Source organism: Ekhidna sp. ABH4_415 (assembly GCF_056161305.1).
In genome coordinates, this window is sequence record NZ_JBSWYW010000009.1 from 95,762 (window position 1) to 117,966 (window position 22,205).

Consider the following 22,205-nt stretch of genomic DNA (forward strand, 5'->3'; position numbering starts at 1 on the left):
TCAATTATTGATATGATCAGAAACATTACTAACGTTAGAGGTATCAAGTGCTGGGGTGCACATACCGGAGTAAAATCCATGCGACGGGATCTTGCTATCATGTATTCCGAAGTTCCTGCTAAAGTCTCTGCTACTTTCACCCAGAATTTAGTTTGTGCTGCACCTGTGAAGCTTTCACAAAAACACCTCAAAGAAACCGGTGGCATTGCGAGAGCCATTGTCGTTAATTCAGGAAATGCGAATGCAGTGACAGGAAAGCAAGGTGAGGAAGGAGCCCTTGCAATGGCCAAAGCGACCGCAGAAGAGCTCAATATAGATGTAAATCAGGTGCTGGTTTCATCTACAGGAATTATTGGAAAAGAGTTTCCAACGGATGAGGTGGTACAAGGAATCAAAGAGAATGTCAAAAACCTTTCTGAAAATTCAAGAGCTGGATCATTTGCCGCGAATGCGATTTTGACCACAGATACCTTCGCGAAAGAGGGGTATGTGGAATTCGAAATTGACGGAAATACGATCAATATAGCAGGTATAGCAAAGGGTTCTGGAATGATTCATCCAAATATGGCAACCATGCTGGCCTTTACCTTTACAGATATAAATATTGATCAAAAGCTTTTGGACAAAGCCTTCAAGGAAGCTGTAAATGATTCTTTCAATATGATTACCGTGGATGGGGATACTTCCACTAATGACATGGCTTCCATTATGACGACAGGGTTGGCGGATAACGAGTTAATAACCTCTGCCAGCGACCCGAATTATAAGCTTTTCAAAGACAAGCTGAATGAATTGATGGTCTACCTGGCTAAGCTCATCATCTCTGACGGGGAAGGTGCCTCAAAATTTATTGAATACAGGCTTTCAGGAGCTAAAAATAAGAAAGACGCCAGACATATGGTGAGGGTCGTTTCCGATTCTTCATTGGTAAAGACCGCCATGTTTGGCAGAGACCCTAACTGGGGGAGGGTATTAGCAGCAATGGGCAGATCAGGTGTAAAGTTTAACACTGAGAAAGTGGATTTATACTTGGGTAACGAACAGGAATCGGTGCAAATGCTTGAGCAAGGAAAACCACTTGAATTTGATATGAACCTGGTCAAGCGTATCCTCAAAAAGTCTGAAATTATTATTGAAATGAAGTTGAGAGAAGGAAAAGCTTCAGCCGTTGGATGGGGGACAGACCTATCTACGGACTATGTCATGTTTAATTCAATGTATACAACTTAATCAAGGCCAACGACTTTTGGTTTGCCTACGATCGGACTTTTAAAGAACTGCGGAGCAGATAATGATACTTTAAAGTAAAAAAACTTACCCTCAGTGGGTGCATTGGGGAGAAGGGAAATACGAAATTCGAACGTGTCGAAAACCAAACTTTCATTTCTGATTCGAATGCCTCCGCCCATAGTATAATAGGTCTTTGAATAAGGGTCAAAGTTACGTGTCTCTCTCACATGGCCAACACCCAGGTGACCATAGGTAGCAAATCTGAAACCATAGAAATACCAGGGTTGAAAAACAACATATTCAGAGGTAAGCGTAAAGAGTCTGTTTCCGGATATCTGATTACCCTCAATTGAGCTAATTCGATTTTCTCCTTGCAAGGATTGTGCAATGGGGATGGAAAGATCATCCCCATTGAAGTAGTGGAAACGAGTGAATATCCTCGAGTAGGCAGCACCAAGATCGAAAAGGGGAGTAAAGTGTCTCCCATCAAGCTGAAATACCCGATTGGTTTTCTTATTGTTCATTTGAAAATACCCCGATTCCAGATTAACAAGAAAGTATCCGGCTCTCTTATTGTAGGTAGAGTAGATGGTGCGGATTCCACGGTAATCCCGTTCACCAAACTCAGTCCAGTCTCGTCCAAAAATCACCGAGTAAATAAATCCTACAGGTACATCTTCAGTAATATTAAATGAAAGTATATTTCTGGTTTTCAGGAAGTTAACTTTACTATAGGAAAGTGCCCCCACGAGGAAGTGGTGATCATGATAAATGGTGTTGCTATCGGTCTGGACAGTAGGTCTTTCTGAGAAGTTATCATGCTGTAACCGGACAGCACCACTTATATTTTTCCTGTTTCCAAGTAAAAATGAACGAGCCCCCCAAAGGTCATAGCTCTTCCGGTCGATTTGAAAATCTTCTTCGTAAATGGAATCTGCAAATACAAGGTTTGTAATTGGTTCTACATGCTCGATGGTGGCTTCACCGTAATATTTTGTTTCCGGGGAAATGAAATTTCGTTCAAAAGTCAGTCCCTTGCTTTTGCCAAGATAGTTATCAGAAAAATAGACCGTGCCATCAATGAATGTGTTCTCAATATTTCTTACTGTATAATGCGCATCATATCCATGCATTGGTAACTCTTCGCCATGCCGTAAATACCCTACACCGAACTCATTACCCGTACCAAGAATGTTTTGATTGGTAAAACCTAATCTAAGTGCATCGTTATTGTCTAGAGATGCGTCTACAGACCAGGGAAATCGATCTTTGACGATGACGGTTGCTTCTACTGTATTAAGGTCACGCGGGTTAACCTTCAATATGATTTTGGAATCCTCAATGTATTTCAGCGAGCGTATGATTCGCTCTGTATCAGCTATTTCGTATGCATTCACTTGATCGCCTATTTCGAAAAGCAGATGTTTGAAGATAACCTCTTTTTTGGTGTCCTTGTGGAGCTTGTTACTTAGCTTTCCAATACTGGACCTTGCTTTAAGCGTGGTGTCGTTGACAGACCCTCCAAACAAATCGACCGGAATGTATTTGATGGATGTAATGGTTTTTCCTTCAAAGGCTTCAAAATAAGATTCACTTCGTACCGGATCTCTGTTCTTGACTCCATTTTCTGGTGGTTTGTTGGTAATCAAAAGATTGTATAGCTCTTTGGTGATTTTATTTCTTTGTGCTACGGAATAAACCGAATCATAAAACCCATCTGACAACACATATTTGTTGTCATAAACTTGATACTCTGTGCCTTTTGGTAGCAAAATGGTCGTATCATTCCTGGCAACAACCAATGAGTCGGCCACAACCAGAATCTGGTTTTGCTTTAAGTGTATAGTGGCATTTTTTTGTGCAAATGCATATGGAGCGTAGCTGCACAATAACCCAATCAAAATTCCTCTTACTTTCCTTACCACTTACATTCTGAATTTCAACTGACAAGTATATAAAGGCAATTGTTAATAGTGATCAATAATTAAAGTTTGATGGTAAAAAGACAAGTTGTGCAACTAAAAGGGGCGCTAGTTTACAATAATCTCCTCACATACTTTGGTCACTGTGGAGCAGCCATGCACCTCTGCCTCTACACATACTACGTAATCACCAGGATTGAATTGATATTCCAGGCGATCATCTCCATCAGCCATTTCTTCTTCAAAAAAGATCAGGTCCTGGTTTTGATAAATAGCCCATGAATATTCAATCTCATCCTGCTTTTCAAAAGTTGCCGTGAATTCATAGGTGTCTGCTGTAATTTCTTCAATAATGAATGATAGAGTAGGACAAGGGTCTACAACCTCCAGTATCTCACAGTATTGTGTCCCTGCAAAACAGTCGAATGCTTCTGATTGTGCTTTCATACAGATTTCATAGGTGCCTGGCTCAAAGGTTCGATCTAGTATAAAATCACCATTCACCCCTATACCATCTTCTTCTATTTTGACTCCATCCACGTACCAACCAAATTGCTCCAGTTGATCTATTTCGGGAAAATCAGCTTCAAAAACATATCGGGTATCACCGGCCCAGTCAGTTGTGAAAAACAAGCTTGGACACGTTTTGCACATGTCAAATATTTCGTATAGTTCAAAGTCATTGGAAAGAGGGAAAATCTGATTCTTTGAGTAGCTGTAAACCTCGAGTGGGTAAACGAATATGGGTTGTTTGTCGAATCCCTGCCGGGCTTCAAAGTCAAAATAATCCTGAAGTGTATCGATTGGAACAGTACCGCTATCCAAGGCGATCATCTCAATCGGATACACAAAATCAAAGCACTGTGTGAAGTATTTGTCAAACTCATCACGAAGCGTGGCAAGTTCACACTCTTCTAGTAATTCAAGTAGATCAGATTCGTTGTTGATTATTTTTATTACATCTCCTTTAGTTGCCATAATAGGAAACGCAACAGCATTAACATGTAACCCGGCATTCATGTTGTTAGCAACTTCAGAAAGTCCCTGAAAACTTTCTACAGTGATGGTGAGATCGTTGTTATAGCGAAATTCAACAGGGTAGAATAGCTCGATACAACTTTGATTAGTAGTGAGGTTTGATTTTTCAACCGCTCTTAGCATTGAAATGATGGCGGTGCTTTCTGAGAATTGAGTAGTGTCTGGTTCAACAGGAAAATCTATTTCATCATCATTAATACACCCATTCAAAAGCAGGATCAGACTCAAAAGACCGATTTGAAAAAGGCCTTTTATCACAATCCAAAAAATCAACTGCTTATTCACGGGTTTACTCACTGATGACTTCAAAATTAAGTGGTTAAATAGTAAAAAAAGAAACCGCCCGGTTTCCCGGGCAGGTTTCCAATCGACTAACCTGAAAAATTATGGAAGCGAGTAAATGTTACAAACTTGAGCTTCCGTACAACCTCCGTCTTGTATCAGACAGATTTCATATTCCACGCCTTCTTCAAACGACCAGCTAAACTGGTGATCGTCCTGACTGCCGGCTTCACGAACTTCTGATCCCTGAAAGTCATCATTGATGTACACTTTCCAGATGTATGTTACATCATCACGTCCATCAAAATCAGCAGTAAACGTATAGGTGTCCGTTCCAGTATTTAGGTCAGCAGTGTAGGATAGGTCCTTACATTCTTCACCTTCGATCACAATTTCTTCACAGTACTCAATGTCGTCACAGCCTTCCTGGCTTAGTACCAGGCAAATGTTGTATGTGCCAGGGTTAAACTGCCAGATCAGCTTATGATCTGTGTCAACACTATCCGGGTGTTCACGCTCTACTAAATCATCATTTACATACCAGTCATAAGCAACATGTTCCTTACCTTCAAAACTTGCAAAGAAGTAATAGGTGTATGGGTTGTCTTCCTCTGCTACAAATGATACTTCTTGAGGACAAAACTGATCTACTACAATCTCTTTGCAATATTCAACTGCTCCACAATCATCGCTTTCCGCTTTGATACATATTGTATGAGTGCCGGCCGCAAAGTCCCATTCCAGATAATTGGTACGGTCATCATTGAGTGGTTCTTCTTTTACCATGTCACCGTTCACATACCAGGTATATTCAATATTATCTCTGCCATCAAACTCAGCAAAAAATTTGTACTCATAGTCACTTTGCTTGTCTGAGGAAAAGGCTAATCCAATACATTCTTCTTTGTTTGGATCTTCTATGACAAATTCTACACATCCCTCAATTCGCTGATCACACGATTCTGATTCTGCGTTAATACATACTTTGTATTCTCCCGGCTCAAACTGCAAATCAAATGCAGTAGTATCAAGCTCGCCCGAATCAAATGATTCAATGAGCTGCCCATTGACGAAGAGATCAAAAGCTATGTCTTCTAAACCTGTTGCAAATACATGAGCGGTCATGTTTGCACTATCAATTTCAACGTCCAGATTTACACCAGGACAGGGATTTTCATCTGAATTACACGCGCTCATTAACAAGGCGGTAAGAATTACTGTGGCAATGCCATACGATTTTAATAATCTCATGGTTTTTTCGTTTTTAGTTTCAACTTTTTTGTAACAGGGAGTTTCCCTTGTTTGTGGTTGAAACGTGGCGCACCCTTGGAGACCCTACCCCCTGAACAAAAAATAGGTAAGGTTGAGAGGTTTGAGATCATAGAAAAAACGGATAGTTTTAAAATCAATAATGTCCGAACAAAAAGATTCTTTATGTGACGAGGCACAGTTTGATGCCTTTTATGGTGAACATGCTAGATCACTGCGAAATTTCATTTATTACAAGTTTGGGGATGCTGAGCAGTCAGACGATGTGGTGCAGGAATCATTTATCCGGTTGTGGAAAAATTGTGCCAAGGTCACGATGGAAACTGCTAAAGGCTTTCTCTATAAGATAGCTATAAATCTGAGCACCTCTCTCAAGAGGTCCGAAAAAGTACGATTGAATTATAGACAGCAAGTGGTAAAACCGGAAACCAACCAGGAGTCGCCCGAGTATGTAATGCTGGAAAAGGAATTTATGGATAAGCTGTCTGAAGCTATCTCTTCATTACCGGATAAGCAGCGAGAAGTATTTCTGATGAATAGAGTGGAAAAGAAGACGTATAAAGAGATCGCTGAATTATCGGGAGTATCTGTGAAAGCTATTGAAAAATCAATGCATAAGGCGCTGTTGAAGCTCCGTGCAAAAATTGGTGATGTGTAGGGGTAGGGTAAATAAACAGTTGATGCGTTAGTGAATTAGGAGAAAATATTATGAGCAGCAATTTTAATGATGATCGATTCTTAGCCAGGTGGCTCAATAATGAGCTAACCTCTGAAGAGCTATCTGAATTCCAGAATAGCGATGACTATGCTGTATATAAGAAGATCATAGCTGGAAGCGAGAATATTGAATCACCTACATTCGATGACCATGCACTTTTATCACGCATAAGGTCACAACAAAGTGGAAAACTGATTATTACGAAGCGAAAGGTAAACTACCTGCGATATGCAGCAGCAGCTGTATTACTACTAGCGATGAGCTTTGTTTTTTATACCATGCTTGTACCTGATATTACAACTATCAAGACGCAGATTGGTGAGAAGCGGACCATCAATTTACCCGATGGTTCAGAGGTGGTCTTAAATGCTAACTCCTCGTTGGCTTATTCGGAAGATGATTGGAAAGAAAACATCCGAACTGTGAAGCTTGTAGGGGAGGCGTTATTTAAAGTTCAGAAGGGAAATACATTCACAGTTCAGTCGAATACAGGTTTAGTTACCGTGCTGGGCACTCAGTTTACCGTTCGCGATGTAGCTGATTTTTATGAAGTTAAATGCTTTGAAGGCAGTGTAGAAGTAGTAAGTGGGGAAGAGCAGGAGATTCTTAAACCTAAGCGATCTGTAAGGAGGGTAGGGAATAAACGCATGTTACTTCGATCAATAAAGGGATCTTCTCCGGAATGGTTGATAGGAAAAACAACTTTTGAAAGTGTTCCGGTGAGCCAGGTGCTTGCTGCGCTGAAAAATCAATATGATATCCGTATTGAAAGTGGAGGTCTTGATCAAGGTTTGATCTACTCAGGTACATTTCCACACGATGATTTGGAACTAGCTGTAAAGGTCGTTTTTACTTCTTTGGATATAGATTACGAACTTAAGGACGGCAATGTAGTAGTTGTTGCTGCAAAGTAAGTATATGAAGCACTACCGATCGCTAATCATTCTGTGGTTGCTTTCCAGTGCTGTGTGGGCACAGGAGGACACGATTACGTCCGGCAGTCTAAAGGACTATCTCTCATTTATTTCTGAACAATATGATGTGGAATTCTCCTATTTGGATCATGTTATTGTAGATAAATCGGTCCAATTTGATTCCACAAAGGAGAAGTCTTTGTCAGAATTGTTGGTAAATCTTCAGAATGTAACACGTCTTCGTTTTGAGCAAGTCAAAGAGGGATACATTGTGGTGAGGCCTTACACCTCTTCAGAAATGGTTCGATTATGCGGGTTTATCACAGATCACTCCAACCAACCACTGATCGGGGCTACTGTTAGCTATTCTGCAAATGATGGAGTATTTACAGATGAAAATGGGTACTTCCAATTTGACTCAATTCCCTATGGTGCAAGGTTGACCATCCGCTCCATCGGTTTTCTTACCAAATCCCTGAATGTAAAAGATCTCTCTTTCGAGACTTGTAACAAGTTTAAAATGGGAGAATCTGTGAGTGTGCTGAAGGAGGTTGTGATCAGTGACTATCTGGCAGCCGGCATTCATAAAAATCGAAATAATGTAACAATCAATCCGGATGAGCTGAAGACACTCTCAGGTCTGGTGGAGCCGGATATCCTTCAAAGTATCCAGCAATCTCCGGGAGTAAATAGCCCATATGAAACCGCAGCTGGCATTCATGTGAGGGGAGGTCTTCCGGACCAGAATCTTGTGCTTTGGAATGGCATCAAAACATACAATCAAGGGCATTTCTTTGGGATGATTTCTGCCTTTAACCCATACATTACTGATAAGGTTCGATTCATTAAAAGCGGTACCAGTGCGAGGTATGGGGATCGTGTTTCTTCAGTCATAGATATTTCAACCGGGCAAAATCTGGTGAATGAAATCTCCGGGGGGGCGGGAACCAATATGCTCTATGCCGATGGGTTTCTGAATGTTCCGGTCATTCAGAATAGGTTGTCACTCCAATTTTCTGCCCGACGATCTTTTACAGATTTTCTTGAAACATTCACCTATAACCAGATGGCTGACAGGGTGTTTCAAAACACCAAGATCAGCGAGAGTCTGTCTAACGATAGTCAATCCAGTAATCGCTTCTTTTTCAATGACTTTACGTCAAAGTTGCTCTGGAAGGTAGATGGTCATAACAAATTGTCAATCAATACTTTATACAATCGAAATGATCTGAATTTTCGATCTGAAAACGAAGACACCAATCAGTCCTTCAACGATAAGCTTTTGAATGCCAACGAAGGGTTTGCTGTTGATTGGAGGCATGAGAGTAAGGGTCATTTTGGCTTCAATGTAGATGCTAATTATGCGAAGTATATACTCAGATACGAATTCATTGTGGATGATGCTGATACCACCTCCGGGTCGTCTAAAAAGAATCTGGTAAAAGAGTTTGGGACTCGTCTTAACGGCAACTACCAATGGAGTGACGAGCATCATATCCACTTTGGATATCATTTCTCTAACAACCGTACACAATATGCATACGAGACTTCAGGAAGTTCTTTCAATCTCATTTTAGATGCAGACAACACAACAATCAATACGCATTCCTTTTTTGCGGAATATGAATACGAAGGGTCCAACATCTATGTCTATCCTGGGGTCAGAGTAAATTACTATCGTGAGTTGGGAGAGACATTTGTTGAACCTCGACTTTATGTCGAAAAGCCGATATCAGACCATGTGGCTGTCTCAGCCTCAGGGGAATACCGCACGCAGATTGCCAGTCAGATTAAAGAATCCGTAGTTAGTGATCTTTCATTGGAGAATAAGGTATGGGCACTTGCTTCCAACGATAGGTTTCCTGTAATCCGAAGCTATCAGTTTACGTTTGGGTCTACTTATGAAAAAATGGGATGGCTGATTGACCTGGAAGGGTACCGCAAACAGTTAATGGATGTGACTACCCTGACTTTTGGTTATCTGAATTCCCGGGATAATCAGTTCAGGAGAGGGGATAGCAAGGTATTTGGAAGTGACCTCTTCATTAAAAAACAATGGATCAACTATGAAGCATGGGCCAGCTATTCATACGTTCGAACGGAGAATACGTTTACTGGACTAAACAATGACGAATCCTTCCCTGGGAGTTGGAGCATTGAACATACTGTAAGGCTTACAAACAATTACAATTTGGGCAAATGGAATTTTTCGTTGGGATGGATGTGGCATTCAGGCAAGTCTTATACGGAGGTAATTGAGGAAAACTCCAATGGACCTGTTTCGATCGTGTATGGAGAACTCAATGCGAATAATTTGCCTTTTTATCATCGGCTGGATGGTTCTGTGCTTTATGAATTTTCCTCGCGAAAAAATGAGCGTATCCGCTATCGCCTTGGCCTATCAGTCATAAATCTGTATAACCGAAGAAATTTATTAAACAGAGAATTCCGAACGACTCCCTCGTTAAATAATGAGTTGATAGATACGAAGGTATACTCGCTGGGTATCACACCCAATCTCGTTTTTCGAGTCTTTTTTTAGTTAAAGCGGCCAGTTTCGAACCAGCATGACAATTCCACAAATAACCATCATCCATATAACCAGTAATCGAAATTGTTTGCTTTTCATTTTCTTTAAATAACCCTTACCGATGATGGTTCCCAAAGTAGCACCAAGGCCAAGCGTTATTCCAAGAATCCAATTCTCAGCACTCAGCAGGCCAAAAAATGTATAACTGCCGATCTGAGCGACTCCCTGGAAAAAGGTGTTGGCTGTCTTTGTAGCAATAAGCGCTTCTTTATCCAACCCGGCATTGAGATAAAAGGGATTTAAAACCGGACCCAAAGCACCTATCATGGTGCCCAAACAAGATACGATTAGACCCAGAGGAATAAAATACCATTCCTTGAAAGAGAAGGAGCGCTTAATTTTTCCTAACCGAAATTGAAAGATGGTGCTGATGAGAAATAAACCAACGAAAACCTGAAGAAATGAAAGGTTTGCTTGCTTGAAAAACCAGGATCCTACCCAAGCGCCTGTGATTGCTGCCGGAGCATAAAAAAGACAAAGCCTCCAGTGTATATGCTTCCAAAAGATTATCAATCGAGCGGGCCTGCCAAGGAAGGTGCCAAGGTTCAGCACTGGTGCAGTACTGCCTACACCTATGTACCAGTTTAGGAAGGGAACCAGTACAAGAGCTCCACCGCCACCGGAAACAGTTGATAAAACAAAAGCAAGCGTGCCTGCTACAAATAAGCCTATGAGAATTACAAAATCAACATCAGGAAGCCATTCCAGTAGCGCACCCATATCTAATAAGCCTGATCAACATTTTGTTTATTCGAAATCATCTTTTGAAATCAGCTTGTGTTCAAATAGCGCAGACATCACTAGCTCAGTCATCTCACTCTTGAAACTAAACTCGCCTCTGATATCTGAAACATAGGCTTTTAGTCTCATTTTAAGGTACGATTTTCGGTCTTTCACTTCATTGAAAAAAAGGACAGTAATCGGTTTGTTTAAATACACTTGTTTCGCCACCTGTGCAGCCTGAATAGCAATGGTTCTAACTTTCATGGTGTCTACATCAACAGGCAAGTAAATCTCTGCGACTACCTGACAGTTGGCCTCTCCAGCATTACTGTTGGAAACTGAACTATTCATGATTTCACTGTTTGGGATGGAAACCAGGGAATCATCCGGTGTGACGATCCTTGTGGATCTCAAACCAATATTGACCACTTCACCGTAAAAATCACCGACTTCTATTTTGTCCCCAACCACAAAAGGACGATCAAAGAGAATAACGATACCACCAAAAATATTCTTTAAAATATCCTGTGCAGCAAATCCGACTGCCACACCAATGGATGCACTCAATGTGACAATAGCAGCGGCTGGTGGACGAAAAATGCCAGCTATGATTATGGTAATGAGAATAACCCATGAAAGGATTCTAATAATTGGTACAAATCCCTTTAATGTGATCCGATACGTTGTACTCCGCTCTGCAATCAATTCCAGAATTTTGGTGATAATTCGAATCACAAAATATCCGATAACCAGAAAGATGATCGACCATATGATCTTCGAAACAGAAAAAATCTCCGAAAGGTTAGGAGCGTCTTCTTTGACCTGCTTTAATCCATTTCCCTTAGCAACGTTGGCAAGAGAGTCGATCTGTTGGCATACACCTGCTAGCGAAAGAAACAGTCCATAAATGATTAAACTGATCTTTTTCATTACAATAGGTTTTTGGATTTTAGTAAAGTGATTACGCTACGATAAATCAGCGGATTAACCATATAATTATCGTGTTTTTTGAGTAAAATACCGTCTTCATATAAGCTAGCTAAAATCATGTGACTGCTGTGCTTTTGCATTCTGGCAAGGTTAGCAAATTGATCCACTTTCAGTCCATCATGTAATACAAGCAGGTGGAGAGAGGTGATTTTATCCATAGAAAGTGCATTCAAAAAGGTGAAATCAGGTTTCTTGAATTGACTGATTACGATACTTTCACTGGTAACCTCTTCGGTAGAAAGCAACCAAAACATTAATGCCATGCTAATATTACTTGAGGAAAATTCAATCAGACTTTTAAAAAACTCCTTTCTTAGTAGTTCTTGTTGGTCTCGTTCATTCAACTTGTTGAATTTTTTTGATTGCAAATGGGATTCAGAGGGTTTAAAGCTCAGCTTATACCCACTTATCCTGTTTCTTTTTTGAATGAGCTCTTCGATTTCTCCTTCGGAGGGTTCTCTTAATTTTATTTCGAACCTAAAAGCCTCATCGAATTGAATGGTTTTTTTAAAATACCCCCAACTATACAAGTTGCAGGTCACCACCCAAAGGATATTCTTTGAAGTATTTTGGATAAGCTTGGAGAGATCTATGAGGCTATCAAAACCTCCGATTTTGCGGAAATACATTCCCTGCAAGTCTTCTATGATAATGACCTTTTTAACGCCTTCATTTAATTTATCTGATATCATTTCTAAACTCACCGGTTCATCAGGTGAAACATCAACGATTTCTGCCAAGAACCTATACAGGGATTGGGTCCCGTCTGAAGAACGTGCTGAAAATCGATTGCACCGATAATTAAAAATACCCATTTGTTCGAAGTGGTTAACGAAGGAGGTGAGTCCACTCCACTTTTCTCCAACAATAGCAATAGATGCACGTTTGTCATTAGCCCAATATTGATAAGCCTCCTTTAATTCCTCAAGCTCTTTTTCTCTCCCAACGTACAATTCTTTATCTGTTACTGGAGTTATTTGATAAAGGTTTCTGTAAATGATCGGTAATGATCGGACCACATTTTCCGTGTCAATCAGAAAGTTTGAAACCTCTATGTTTACATCTTCCTCATTATCCAGGGATAGGGACCTGGTGATCTTATCCTTGATGTGAATGATGATGCCAAGCTTATCTTTAAGGTAAGCTTTTAATAATTGATATTTCGTAAGGATTTTGGCTCGTACTTCCTCCTTGTATTCTTCCGTGGATTGAATCGCTTTGGCTCGTACAATCCGCATCCGTATTTCTCGAACATTTTCTGTCTTGGTTAAGTCTTCCAAAGAATCGATGAAGTTTTCTACTGCTTGGACCACTTGTTCATTTGCATATTCAATGGCCTGTCTGATAGCATTGCGTACGTCATCAACTCGTGCGGCTGATCGCTCCATACTTTCTCTGGCAATGCTTTTTGCTGATTGGATATCGTTATTAAGCTCCCCTTCGTCCAATGCGGTGGATAAACCATAGATGATCATATGATCCAAATCCTGGGCGGTTAGCAGGTTTTCATTCAGTTTGCCTACCAACTCTGCCTTTACAGCATTCAGTTTGTCGCTCAACGCTGGAGCGGTTTCGAATGCAATGAGATCATAAGGAGAGATGTCAGTAATATCTTCAGAGTCTATTGGTGAAAGGTAATCTGTAACCGCTTTGGTGATCTTACGCTCCTTCGTTAATTGTTCCATGTGGCTTTTGGTACTGGCCTCCAACCTGGAAATACCATTGATCAGACTCTTGTTACTAAGTTTTTCTAAGAGAGAGGGGATCAGTTCCTTATCCAGTGACTTTTGAGAAACATAAATTTGCTTTTTTAATATGCTCGGTAAGTTGTCTTCGTTCCGCTCTATCAAATTTAACGTTTCATTGATAAGCTTTTCTATAGCATCTAGTTCATTGCCAACATATTCAGAGATATTCAAGGACTGGGTGTCAAGATAAGTTTTTAAATCAGATTTCGACTGAAACATTAACGTTTGGAGGGTTAAGTCAGATCGCCACGATTCTAGAAAAACATTGAATGTATTGACCCACCCCTCATCAGCCTCCCTCCAGCTTTTATCGAGTTCCTTGAATCGCTTTTCTACTTTTATGCTCTGATATCGGGAGGTCAATAATTCTATCGTGCCAGCTTTATCCAGGGCTTGATCTAGTTCTGCAAATGCCAGATTTAAATCGTCCTTCATTTGCTTTTTAAACGATCGCTTAAGGGATGAAAGGTCCTTTTTTAACTGAGAGGAAGTTTTATCTGAAATGCTGGTGGCATCCGATAAGTTTGACTCTTTCTGATAAAGGTCAATACATGCTTGCATGATCGCCTTATTGAAAGGCTCCAGAATGTATTGAAGCTTGGGGATAAATTGATTGATAAGGTGTTCTCGAATAGCCCCATGAACTGGTACGTGATGCTTCCAATAGGTCGATTTTTTTCCCATTAATCGCTTCGGAAGCTGGGAAAATGACCAGAATAACCATTTAAAGGGCTTGGCAATTTTCAAAACAATCCCATCACCCGGTTGAATTTTAAATCTTTCAGGTTTTTGCTGGAGGTGCTGTGATGTGGGAAGCTGCTCTAACTCTTCATAAAAACTCACTAAGAATGCATCAGCTAGCGAACTAAAGCTTTCCGGTTCATAGGTCTCCCATAACTCTTCTGTGAAAGCTAGCAGCTCCTGTTTGCACTTTATTATATCATCTGGGTTATCTGATTGCTTACTGTTGAGTAATGCAATTTTTTCCTCTAGTTCTTGGAATTCAATGAGTTCTCGCTTGAATAATCGATCAAAGGTCGAAAATAGTTTATTCAATACCAGCTTCTCATAAACTTCCTTAAAGGCGTTCAATTTTTTGTACATGAGGTTAGATTCAATGTCATGAAGATAAGAATGATTCAGAACTTTTCGTGATGTTAAGACTGTGTTATTGGTAAAAAGTCACTATCCAAACAGTTGAATTTGCATGATTCCAGCAGTTCAAATTGAATCCAAAGAGTGGCTAATTGAATTCCGGAATCCAACAACTTCCGGTTTAGCTAGTTGAATGGCTACACTAATCTGTTGATCATGAATTATTTAGAAATTATCCTGAAGCTGATTGTAGGTTTGAGCATCCTGAATGTTTGGCTGGTAAGAGCCAGGAATACTACACCCTTTAGAGGTGGGTCTGCATCCAATATCAAAGAAGAATTTGAGGTCTATGGTTTACCGTCGTGGTTTATGGTTGCAGTAGGAACAATCAAAGTATTGTTGTCTATTGGGTTGATCGCATCGATTTGGTATCCAAGCCTTGAAATGATTGCTTCTCTTGGGATCGCATTGCTAATGGCAGGAGCAGTCTCTATGCACATCAAAGTAGGAGATCCTATAAAAAAAGCTTTGCCTGCTTCATTGTTTCTGGTTTTATCAGTAATCATTTATTTAATATAATTGGAAAGGTAAAAGCCGTAAAACAAATATCCGTTTATAATCATGAATAAGAAGGAGGGAAGGGATTCTTCTATGCCATCTTTAATGTTTAAGCGTACGGCAAACCCCAATAGCATCAGTAAGCTTAATCCTACGGTTCCAATCATTCCAAGAAAGGGGAGGCGGAATCCAATCAAAATACCAATGCTTCCGAGTAATTGAAGAACGCCAGTCAGTATCCGCTGCTGATTGGTCAGTCCAAATCGCTTGAATTCGAGGTGCATTTTTCTGGAAAAAAGGCAACTAAGGCCATAATAGAAAAAGGCCAGTGATGTGAAAGAAGCTAACACAAAGTTGAAACTCATAGTATCTCAACATGTGATTAAATAGATGGTTTTAATTTTCTAAGACTCAACTGTCGTATTGCTCCTTTCCTTGAGATAATGTTTCATTCTTGCGTGCATGGCGTCACCAAAGAGACTGATGCCCGCATTAAAAACGATCAGGGCGCCTGTGCCATACCAAATCCATTCATTGCCTGCGTTTTCTGCATGTTTGATGAAAGCAGCCTCTATTGCAAAACATAAACCTGCTCCCGTTAATATGACGCTAACAGGTCCCAAGATCATCCATTTTTGAAAGTGTGTCATACCTTAATGTTTTTAAGAGTTAATCATTAAACACAGCCATTGTTTGAAATGCATAGATGATTTTCCCTTTTCTCATTAGTTTTATCGCATGGCCGATTCTAACCAACCTATCATCCCTAAGTGGCTTTCTGAACTTCAGCAACGAAGCTGGGAGCCGGAAATACTCTTGTCCGGTATCGTGCTTTATGGAATGTTTAAAGTACCTGACCTATTAGACGATTTTCTGGTTTACTTCAAGCTCAACATTTTTGGTAACTCGCAGGATATTGATAATCTGGTAGCATTATCCAAGATGGGTATCTACTGGCTGATTTCTGGGTTGATCCTCCACTTAGTCTGCCGCGGAATCTGGATAGGAATGGTCGGGTTAAGCTACACGTTTCCCGATGGCATTAGAAACGAAAGATTGAGGTACAAAGGGAAGTTCGAAGAGAAAGTGAAAAAAGCACCCTCTTTTGAGCAGATTGTGATCCGTCTTGAAAAAATTAGCAGCTCGCTTTTCAGCATTTCATTCATGCTATTCATGAGTTTGATTGGGGGCTATTTTTACTTCCTGATCCTTGTCATTATACCTTTTACTATCCTTTATGTTTCGTTCGACTTAGGCTTCTCTGGACCTTTGTTTGATACGTTTCAGATATACGTATTAGTGATCGTTGGTATTGCATTGATTGCCCTACTAGACTTTTTGAGCCTTGGGTACCTGAGAAGGTTTGGTTGGTTTGTTAAAGTGTACTGGCCAATACATCGTGTGATCAGCACACTTACACTTTCACGGTTCTACAGACCCATCTATTACGGGGTGGTTTCTAACTTCAATAAATGGGTGTTTTTTGTCTTTCTGTTAGTATTTACCATAGTGAGTATTTTTGGTGCCGGTACGATTACAGACACTACATACCCGGGAGATTCTTATTCAAACCTTGAACTTTGGGGAAGTGATCAAGGGTATACGGCATTCAGCGGCTATTACGATGATCAAAACCAGGATGTTTTTTCGTATCGGGCTCACATTCCTTCTGATATTATCACAGGTGATGTATTAAGACTTTTTGTGGTTGCAAACATTTCTTCTGAGGACAATATGCTGGAATTCATGCCACTAGATTCATTGAAAGAAGTGTATCCTGATACCACCAATGCGGCTTTGGAGTTAATGATTATAAAAGGCTTTTATGACATTGAGATCGATGATAAACCTGTAAATATTGACAGGTGGTTTTATCACTATAAGACCCAAACTAAGCAAAGGGGGTATTTAACTTACATTGACATTAGTGATTTGAGCGAAGGAAGTCATCACATTGAAGTGCAGGGTCCTAAAGATCAATATAACCGCCCTTTTGCTCACATTCCTTTTTATCGTGATGTTACATTGGATCCTTTGGTCAAACCTGCCACTACTGAAGAAAAGAATAGTGATGCTGACTTTCAGCCCAAACCTTTTGGCATACGGGAATAAAAAAAGCAAGATCGGGGATGACCTTGCCTTATAATCATAGTATTAAATGTTTATCACGCTTTTGAAGCTTTTGATAACGGTATTGTCACATCTTTTTTAAGATACTGCATGGAAATATATGAAAAGAGAAATCCTGATGCCATCGCTTCGATGAAGAGAACCATGCCAGCAGTTAATGGGTTTAAAAATTCCTTTTGCGGATTGTCAGCAACAATTGCAGCTAAAAAAATTGGATCAAAATAAATATAAAAACCGACAAACACGGCAAACGTTGCTGCGGTGACCAATCCCGTAAAAAATCCTGCAGCAATACCTGTTAGGTAATTAAATTCTAATTTAAATGTGCGGTCTCTAAATCTTTTGATCGATAAAAAAACACCGGCAAACATGATCACCGCGTTGAATGTTCTTAATTCAGTAACCTCCGCCAGCCCTAAAATCTTCATTAAAAAAAAGAACGCAATTAGTCCTGCGGTTGTCTTGAGACCATACTTAATAACATGTATTTCTTCCTTTCCCATGAGATTTTAACAATGAAGAGCATTTATAGTTTTGAAAATATCTGATTTTACCAATGTGCGCCTACAAAATGGAAGACGCTGTTTTTTAGTTGACATCTGTCAACTTGCTATTCATATCCCGTAGTGCCTGGTCCAGTTCAACTGCAGATTTCTGTAAGTTTTCATTAATAAAATCCAGGTTTTTGGTGTCGCCAGGTTCATATAAATCTACAAGCCCTAGGATTCGGGCGAGAGGTGCCCTTACAATATGCGAGTGAGTGGAAAGATAATCCTTGAGTTGTTGGTTTTTTTGTTTGAGTTCTTCTGTTCGCTTCTGGACTAGTGCTTCCAGGTTATTGTTCATGGCGATGATCTCCTCATTAGCCCACCTTAATTCCTCTGCTTGTAGCTCTATTTGCTGATTGAGCTTGTGGAGAGCATCATTAGCTTTTCTTTTACGGCTAAAATTCTGATAGATGAGGTAAGTAAGCAAGATCATCACCCCCAAGCCAGCTATTAGCGTATTCCTGGTCCATATGGCATTCGTCAATATCTTCTCATTTTCAAGCGCTATTTTGCGCCGCTCCATCTCTTCCTGCATGCGTTGTTGCTCAAACGCATCTTGTGCTTCTTTAAATGCAATCCGTCTGGTCACATCCATATTGATCAATGAATCATTCAGCGCCTTATATGTTTGAAAAAAACCAAGGGATTTTTTATATTGATTAGATTCTTCATAAAGTTCAGCCAGATTTTTAGCTGCATCTCTTTTCTCTGCCCTTAGGCCAGCTTCATTAGCCTCCTTGTATGCCTGGTTAAAATAGTACTCCGCTTTTGCAGATTTATTCAGTTTTCGATACATCTTGCCCAGGTCAATGTAGGTGAGGCTAAGCACATATTGATCCCTGAATTGTCTTGCTAATTTTTCTGTGAATAGCAGGTATTTGAAAGCAGAATCTGGTTCATTTAGCTGCATATATACACTACCTATATTGTAAGTTGCATAGAAAGCATTATCTGGTCGGTGTAAATCATTGGCGCGGGTGAGAGATCTTCTCAAATAGTTGAGAGCCAAATCATAGTTTTCTTTCTGCTTGTGAATGTACCCTATGTTATTTAACAAAACCCCTTCTCTGGAAATGTTATTAAGTTCTAAATATAGCTGCGCCGATTGTTCATAATAGGATAATGCCTGCTCCGTATCACCTATGAAATTGTAGACCCTACCGATATTATTAAATACTTTAGCCTGACGGTTCTTTTCGTTTAATTGTTTATAGATTTTTAAAGCATGTAAGAATTCCTGAAGGGCAGTGTAATACTCTCCAAGTGAGGTGTGGCCGATTCCTCGATTTAGAACAGCATCGGCCTCTCCAAGTGGATAGCTCATCGAGCGGGATAGTTGCTCAGCCTGGTCAGATAGTAGGATAGTACTGTCGGGGTTACTGTTTCTTAAAGTATAACCCAATTCATTCATTGCCTCAATTTTCCGAATCATGTCCGGAGATGTTTTAATGACATTAATCAGGTCACTCATATTATCTTGCATTGCAGATAAAGCAGTTGCATAAAAATATAAAGTGAGCGATATGATATCTCTTGTTTTCAGCAAGTTAAAGAAGACGATTGATCAATAAATTAACAAAAAATGAAGACGCGAGCAATTTGAAAAACAATTAATCGGAGCGGGTGAGGGTCAGGTATTCATCCATCGCCACCATTTACCAAGCAAGGTTTTAGGCTCTTTTTTACTCGTTACGGGTAGCGGTTCCTGGGTTGGTTCTTGCTTTAATTTAACCACCTCTTTCTTTTGCTTGAGGTTTTCGGCTTTCCTGAGTTTTTCCCTATAGTGTTTAGCCTTAAGTTCCTTTAAACGACGGGCTTCCTGTTCTTTACGTCGTTTTTCCTGGCGAGCCTCGTAGGCCTCTTGCTTTCGCTTGGCTTTTAGTCTTCGTTTTTCCCTTTCTTCCTCACTTAACTGTGGCCGTCGGTTTCGCTCTGGTTTTTTCTTTTGGTCCTCCTGCTCAGCCTTTTTCTTAGGTTCAGGTAATTCTACCTTACCTAATACCTTTAAACCGGGAAGCTCTTTTTTAGGAGCTTTGATGAGCTTTACTTTTTCTAAATCAGCATTTGATTCTTCGTTTTCCAATAATTCAAGCAGCTTATCAGTTTGAATTACCTCATCATCCTTTGGTCTGAGTTGCTCCTGTGTTTCTTCTTCAAAAGTCACAGATGTTTCATGTACCTTATTCGGTTCTGAAGGGGCGGCCAGTTCTCCGTCAACGGAGGCAATATCTTGCTCGGGACTCATTGGTTCGGTAGATGATTCATCCCGATATTGCTCTGGCTCTTTTTCTTCTATTTGTTTCTGTGGTTTCACCACCGGATCATCTGGATATAGATCGAAGTGCTTGAAGATTTGTGTTTCAATCGTATCGTACAGCTTGGCATTGGCATGAAATTTCTCTCCCGTTTCTTCTCTCAGGTAATCAATGATTTCCTGCACGGGAATGTCATATTTGCGAGCTAGCTGTCCGAGTCTCATTGAAATGTCTGTTTCTGTCGCAAAACTAAAATTTATCCCCATGTGCAACATGTTAAAAATCAATTAATTGTTGTACTTTAATTACATGAAGCCGCTAACCTGTATCTCCATTGATGATAATCCACTCTTCTCACGAAAATTAGAGGCTTTTACAGAAGGGCTTGATTGGATTTCCATCATTGATTCATACGATAATCCCATTCAGGGAGCTACTGCCATCGTAAATCAAAACCCGGATGTGGTTTTACTGGATATAGAGATGCCATTCGTGGACGGAGAATATCTGGTGGATTGGATCAAGCCCAGACTGGAAGCCATGGAAAAACAACCACGAATCATTGTTATATCCTCTGTTTCAGAACCACCGGAGGAGCTGATTGCAAACACTGCAGGCTTTATCAACAAGTCTTCGGTATCTGACCCTGAAACACTTGAAGCTAACCTTAGGGAGATTTTAGGTTGATTTAACGGGTAAATTTATCGTGAAAGTGGTACCGTTACTTTTTTCACTAGTTACTTCCAGCTTACCTTTGTTCAGTTTGGTAAACTCATTCACCAGCTGAAGCCCTAATCCAATTCCCTTTTCACCTTTGGTGCCATAGGTGCTAGACTTCTCAGTGAGAATGAACAGGTTATCGATTTGCTCCTGATTCATCCCTACACCTGAGTCTTGTACACTTACAGAAACTAGCTCTCCTTTCGGTTTGGCTGTAATATTAATGGTCCCGTTTTCAGGAGTAAACTTCAGTGCATTGTGGATCAGGTTACGAAAGATCGTTACGGTGCTGTTCAAGTCTACATAGGCAGTGATTTTTGGGTCAATGGTGGCTTTCAACGTTATGCCCTTGCTTTTGGCGATTGGTTCAAAGATGCCAAGCAAATCAGTGATCATCGTTTCAATGGACACAGCCTCCGGTTTGTATGGTATCTGACTAAGTTCTGAAGAAGCCCAGTTAAGCAGGTTATCCAGCAGTTTGGAAAGGTGATCGGTTGCCTGATCTACTTCATGCATCATCTTCTCCAGTTCTTCATATTTGGCTTGCTGTAGGTAGAGCGAGATGATCTGACTTATGCCCTGAAAGGAACTTACAGGTCCTCTCAAATCATGCGAGATGATGGCGAAAAACCGGTCTTTCAACCTTTTCTGTGCCTTGATCTCCCGGAGGTAAATTTTCAGCGTGTCATTTTCCCGTAAAGTCTCCGCATTCTCCCTCAATTGCAGAATGTGCTTGATCGTCTTAACCATCGTGATCTCCAGGTCCTTAAAGTCGATGGGTTTGGTGATGAAATCAAAGGCGCCCAGGTTCATAGCTGTACGGATGTTTTCCATATCACCATAGGCCGAAACAATAACTGTCTTCAGGAAGTAGTTTCTTTCATTCAATTTAGATAACAAGGTGAGGCCATCCATCTCAGGCATATTGATATCAGTGAGCACCAGGTCAACTTCAAAATCTTCGAGTACATCGAGGGCATGTCGTCCGTTTTCCGCAAAGTAGAATTCATATTCCTTATTGCGGATGTTCTTGCGAAACTTTTGCTTGACCAGTGCTTCTAAATCCGGCTCGTCATCTACTACCAAAATTTTGGTCATACGTTAAGGGATTTAATTTTTTCTTTCAGCAGACTGAAGTCTAGCGGTTTGGTGAGAAAATCATTGGCACCTAGCTTCTGAGCAGCATTCTTATTGTCCTCATCGCCATAGGCAGAGATCATCATAACCACTGGAGGTGGGGGAGTGGATGACTTTTGAATTTTATCCAATAGCTCCAATCCACTCATGCCCGGCATATTGATGTCTGACAGTATGAGTTTGTCTCGAAAACCATCAGATTCCAAATAGGCAAGTGCCTCTTCACCGGAACTCACAAATTTCATTTCCAGTTCATTGGTTTTGATTTCTTTTCTAAAACGTTGTTGAAACAAAGGTTCAACATCCAGTTCATCGTCTACTACTAAAATCTTCATGGT

The 22,205-nt window shown here is 40.4% G+C and carries 20 protein-coding genes; 7 read left to right on the forward strand and 13 right to left on the reverse strand.

The annotated features are described in order from the left end of the window. Positions 1–12: 12 nt before the first annotated feature. Positions 13–1,230 (forward strand): bifunctional glutamate N-acetyltransferase/amino-acid acetyltransferase ArgJ, encoded by a 1,218-nt coding sequence (gene argJ, locus ACXAH9_RS15705; protein WP_474895806.1) that lies wholly within the window; start codon positions 13–15, stop codon positions 1,228–1,230. Here argJ and ACXAH9_RS15710 read toward each other — a convergent pair. The 3 genes from ACXAH9_RS15710 to ACXAH9_RS15720 form a co-directional block, all read right to left on the reverse strand. Beyond that, on the reverse strand, positions 1,227–3,155 hold the full coding sequence (locus ACXAH9_RS15710; protein ID WP_474895807.1) for a hypothetical protein: 1,929 nt from the start codon (positions 3,153–3,155) through the stop codon (positions 1,227–1,229). The genes argJ and ACXAH9_RS15710 overlap by 4 nt on opposite strands. A gap of 105 nt (positions 3,156–3,260) precedes the next feature. Beyond that, positions 3,261–4,499: a hypothetical protein gene (locus ACXAH9_RS15715; protein WP_474895808.1), complete on the reverse strand. Its 1,239-nt coding sequence runs from the start codon at positions 4,497–4,499 to the stop codon at positions 3,261–3,263. Between the two features lie 75 nt (positions 4,500–4,574). Continuing rightward, on the reverse strand, positions 4,575–5,723 hold the full coding sequence (locus tag ACXAH9_RS15720; protein WP_474895809.1) for a hypothetical protein: 1,149 nt from the start codon (positions 5,721–5,723) through the stop codon (positions 4,575–4,577). Positions 5,724–5,883: 160 nt separating this feature from the next. Between ACXAH9_RS15720 and ACXAH9_RS15725 the strand changes: the two genes are divergently transcribed. The 3 genes from ACXAH9_RS15725 to ACXAH9_RS15735 are packed head-to-tail and all read left to right on the forward strand — an operon-like array spanning position 5,884 to position 9,915. After that, positions 5,884–6,399 carry an RNA polymerase sigma factor gene (locus tag ACXAH9_RS15725; RefSeq protein WP_474895810.1) on the forward strand — a complete coding sequence of 172 codons (516 nt, stop codon included), beginning with the start codon at positions 5,884–5,886 and terminating at the stop codon, positions 6,397–6,399. 50 nt (positions 6,400–6,449) lie between these two features. Then, the gene (locus ACXAH9_RS15730) at positions 6,450–7,373 is read left to right on the forward strand and encodes a FecR family protein (RefSeq protein WP_474895811.1); all 924 of its coding nucleotides are present in this window, start codon (positions 6,450–6,452) and stop codon (positions 7,371–7,373) included. Between the two features lie 4 nt (positions 7,374–7,377). Then, positions 7,378–9,915 (forward strand): TonB-dependent receptor, encoded by a 2,538-nt coding sequence (locus ACXAH9_RS15735; protein WP_474895812.1) that lies wholly within the window; start codon positions 7,378–7,380, stop codon positions 9,913–9,915. On the opposite strand, the gene ACXAH9_RS15740 is transcribed toward ACXAH9_RS15735, so the two are convergent. From ACXAH9_RS15740 to ACXAH9_RS15750, 3 genes are read right to left on the reverse strand one after another with little or no spacing between them, the layout of a single operon-like run. Further along, positions 9,916–10,683 carry a sulfite exporter TauE/SafE family protein gene (locus ACXAH9_RS15740; RefSeq protein WP_474895813.1) on the reverse strand — a complete coding sequence of 256 codons (768 nt, stop codon included), beginning with the start codon at positions 10,681–10,683 and terminating at the stop codon, positions 9,916–9,918. Between the two features lie 27 nt (positions 10,684–10,710). Further along, complete coding sequence (locus tag ACXAH9_RS15745) at positions 10,711–11,616, reverse strand: mechanosensitive ion channel family protein (protein ID WP_474895814.1); 906 nt, start codon at positions 11,614–11,616, stop codon at positions 10,711–10,713. Further along, positions 11,616–14,528, reverse strand: coding sequence for a hypothetical protein (locus tag ACXAH9_RS15750; RefSeq protein ID WP_474895815.1), 2,913 nt, complete (start codon positions 14,526–14,528; stop codon positions 11,616–11,618). Before ACXAH9_RS15750 ends, ACXAH9_RS15745 begins: the two co-directional genes overlap by 1 nt. A gap of 207 nt (positions 14,529–14,735) precedes the next feature. Between ACXAH9_RS15750 and ACXAH9_RS15755 the strand changes: the two genes are divergently transcribed. Continuing rightward, a complete protein-coding gene (locus tag ACXAH9_RS15755) occupies positions 14,736–15,098 on the forward strand; it encodes a DoxX family protein (RefSeq protein WP_474895816.1) in 363 nt (120 codons plus the stop codon). Here ACXAH9_RS15755 and ACXAH9_RS15760 read toward each other — a convergent pair. Then, positions 15,086–15,442 carry a DoxX family protein gene (locus tag ACXAH9_RS15760; protein ID WP_474895817.1) on the reverse strand — a complete coding sequence of 119 codons (357 nt, stop codon included), beginning with the start codon at positions 15,440–15,442 and terminating at the stop codon, positions 15,086–15,088. The genes ACXAH9_RS15755 and ACXAH9_RS15760 overlap by 13 nt on opposite strands. A gap of 39 nt (positions 15,443–15,481) precedes the next feature. Beyond that, the gene (locus ACXAH9_RS15765) at positions 15,482–15,727 is read right to left on the reverse strand and encodes a hypothetical protein (RefSeq protein WP_474895818.1); all 246 of its coding nucleotides are present in this window, start codon (positions 15,725–15,727) and stop codon (positions 15,482–15,484) included. A gap of 88 nt (positions 15,728–15,815) precedes the next feature. On the opposite strand from ACXAH9_RS15765, the gene ACXAH9_RS15770 reads away from it, so the two are divergent. Beyond that, on the forward strand, positions 15,816–17,189 hold the full coding sequence (locus tag ACXAH9_RS15770) for a hypothetical protein (protein ID WP_474895819.1): 1,374 nt from the start codon (positions 15,816–15,818) through the stop codon (positions 17,187–17,189). Positions 17,190–17,242: 53 nt separating this feature from the next. On the opposite strand, the gene ACXAH9_RS15775 is transcribed toward ACXAH9_RS15770, so the two are convergent. The 3 genes from ACXAH9_RS15775 to ACXAH9_RS15785 all read right to left on the reverse strand — a co-directional run bounded on the left by ACXAH9_RS15775 (position 17,243) and on the right by ACXAH9_RS15785 (position 20,276). After that, the gene (locus tag ACXAH9_RS15775) at positions 17,243–17,710 is read right to left on the reverse strand and encodes a hypothetical protein (RefSeq protein WP_474895820.1); all 468 of its coding nucleotides are present in this window, start codon (positions 17,708–17,710) and stop codon (positions 17,243–17,245) included. A gap of 85 nt (positions 17,711–17,795) precedes the next feature. Further along, positions 17,796–19,226, reverse strand: a complete 1,431-nt coding sequence (locus ACXAH9_RS15780) for a tetratricopeptide repeat protein (RefSeq protein WP_474895821.1) — start codon at positions 19,224–19,226, stop codon at positions 17,796–17,798. Between the two features lie 159 nt (positions 19,227–19,385). Next, a complete protein-coding gene (locus ACXAH9_RS15785) occupies positions 19,386–20,276 on the reverse strand; it encodes a hypothetical protein (protein ID WP_474895822.1) in 891 nt (296 codons plus the stop codon). 43 nt (positions 20,277–20,319) lie between these two features. Here ACXAH9_RS15785 and ACXAH9_RS15790 point away from each other — a divergent pair, with 43 nt between their 5' ends. Beyond that, a complete protein-coding gene (locus ACXAH9_RS15790) occupies positions 20,320–20,697 on the forward strand; it encodes a response regulator (protein WP_474895823.1) in 378 nt (125 codons plus the stop codon). Here ACXAH9_RS15790 and ACXAH9_RS15795 read toward each other — a convergent pair. Both ACXAH9_RS15795 and ACXAH9_RS15800 read right to left on the reverse strand, forming a co-directional pair. Next, a complete protein-coding gene (locus ACXAH9_RS15795) occupies positions 20,689–21,828 on the reverse strand; it encodes a sensor histidine kinase (RefSeq protein WP_474895824.1) in 1,140 nt (379 codons plus the stop codon). The two genes, ACXAH9_RS15790 and ACXAH9_RS15795, sit on opposite strands and share 9 nt — an antisense overlap. After that, the gene (locus ACXAH9_RS15800; protein WP_474895825.1) at positions 21,825–22,202 is read right to left on the reverse strand and encodes a response regulator; all 378 of its coding nucleotides are present in this window, start codon (positions 22,200–22,202) and stop codon (positions 21,825–21,827) included. The genes ACXAH9_RS15795 and ACXAH9_RS15800 overlap by 4 nt, the downstream gene beginning before the upstream one ends. Positions 22,203–22,205 lie beyond the last annotated feature (3 nt).

Coding starts and splice junctions, on each gene's coding strand:
- ACXAH9_RS15725 (WP_474895810.1), top strand. CDS start 5,884: ATGTCCGAACAAAAAGATTCTTTATGTGACGAGGCACAGTTTGATGCC.
- ACXAH9_RS15735 (WP_474895812.1), top strand. CDS start 7,378: ATGAAGCACTACCGATCGCTAATCATTCTGTGGTTGCTTTCCAGTGCT.
- ACXAH9_RS15790 (WP_474895823.1), top strand. CDS start 20,320: ATGAAGCCGCTAACCTGTATCTCCATTGATGATAATCCACTCTTCTCA.
- ACXAH9_RS15775 (WP_474895820.1), bottom strand. CDS start 17,710: ATGGGAAAGGAAGAAATACATGTTATTAAGTATGGTCTCAAGACAACC.
- ACXAH9_RS15765 (WP_474895818.1), bottom strand. CDS start 15,727: ATGACACACTTTCAAAAATGGATGATCTTGGGACCTGTTAGCGTCATA.
- ACXAH9_RS15755 (WP_474895816.1), top strand. CDS start 14,736: ATGAATTATTTAGAAATTATCCTGAAGCTGATTGTAGGTTTGAGCATC.
- ACXAH9_RS15750 (WP_474895815.1), bottom strand. CDS start 14,528: ATGTACAAAAAATTGAACGCCTTTAAGGAAGTTTATGAGAAGCTGGTA.
- ACXAH9_RS15800 (WP_474895825.1), bottom strand. CDS start 22,202: ATGAAGATTTTAGTAGTAGACGATGAACTGGATGTTGAACCTTTGTTT.
- argJ (WP_474895806.1), top strand. CDS start 13: ATGATCAGAAACATTACTAACGTTAGAGGTATCAAGTGCTGGGGTGCA.
- ACXAH9_RS15740 (WP_474895813.1), bottom strand. CDS start 10,683: ATGGGTGCGCTACTGGAATGGCTTCCTGATGTTGATTTTGTAATTCTC.
- ACXAH9_RS15795 (WP_474895824.1), bottom strand. CDS start 21,828: ATGACCAAAATTTTGGTAGTAGATGACGAGCCGGATTTAGAAGCACTG.
- ACXAH9_RS15730 (WP_474895811.1), top strand. CDS start 6,450: ATGAGCAGCAATTTTAATGATGATCGATTCTTAGCCAGGTGGCTCAAT.
- ACXAH9_RS15785 (WP_474895822.1), bottom strand. CDS start 20,276: ATGGGGATAAATTTTAGTTTTGCGACAGAAACAGACATTTCAATGAGA.
- ACXAH9_RS15720 (WP_474895809.1), bottom strand. CDS start 5,723: ATGAGATTATTAAAATCGTATGGCATTGCCACAGTAATTCTTACCGCC.
- ACXAH9_RS15745 (WP_474895814.1), bottom strand. CDS start 11,616: ATGAAAAAGATCAGTTTAATCATTTATGGACTGTTTCTTTCGCTAGCA.
- ACXAH9_RS15760 (WP_474895817.1), bottom strand. CDS start 15,442: ATGAGTTTCAACTTTGTGTTAGCTTCTTTCACATCACTGGCCTTTTTC.
- ACXAH9_RS15780 (WP_474895821.1), bottom strand. CDS start 19,226: ATGAGTGACCTGATTAATGTCATTAAAACATCTCCGGACATGATTCGG.
- ACXAH9_RS15770 (WP_474895819.1), top strand. CDS start 15,816: ATGGCCGATTCTAACCAACCTATCATCCCTAAGTGGCTTTCTGAACTT.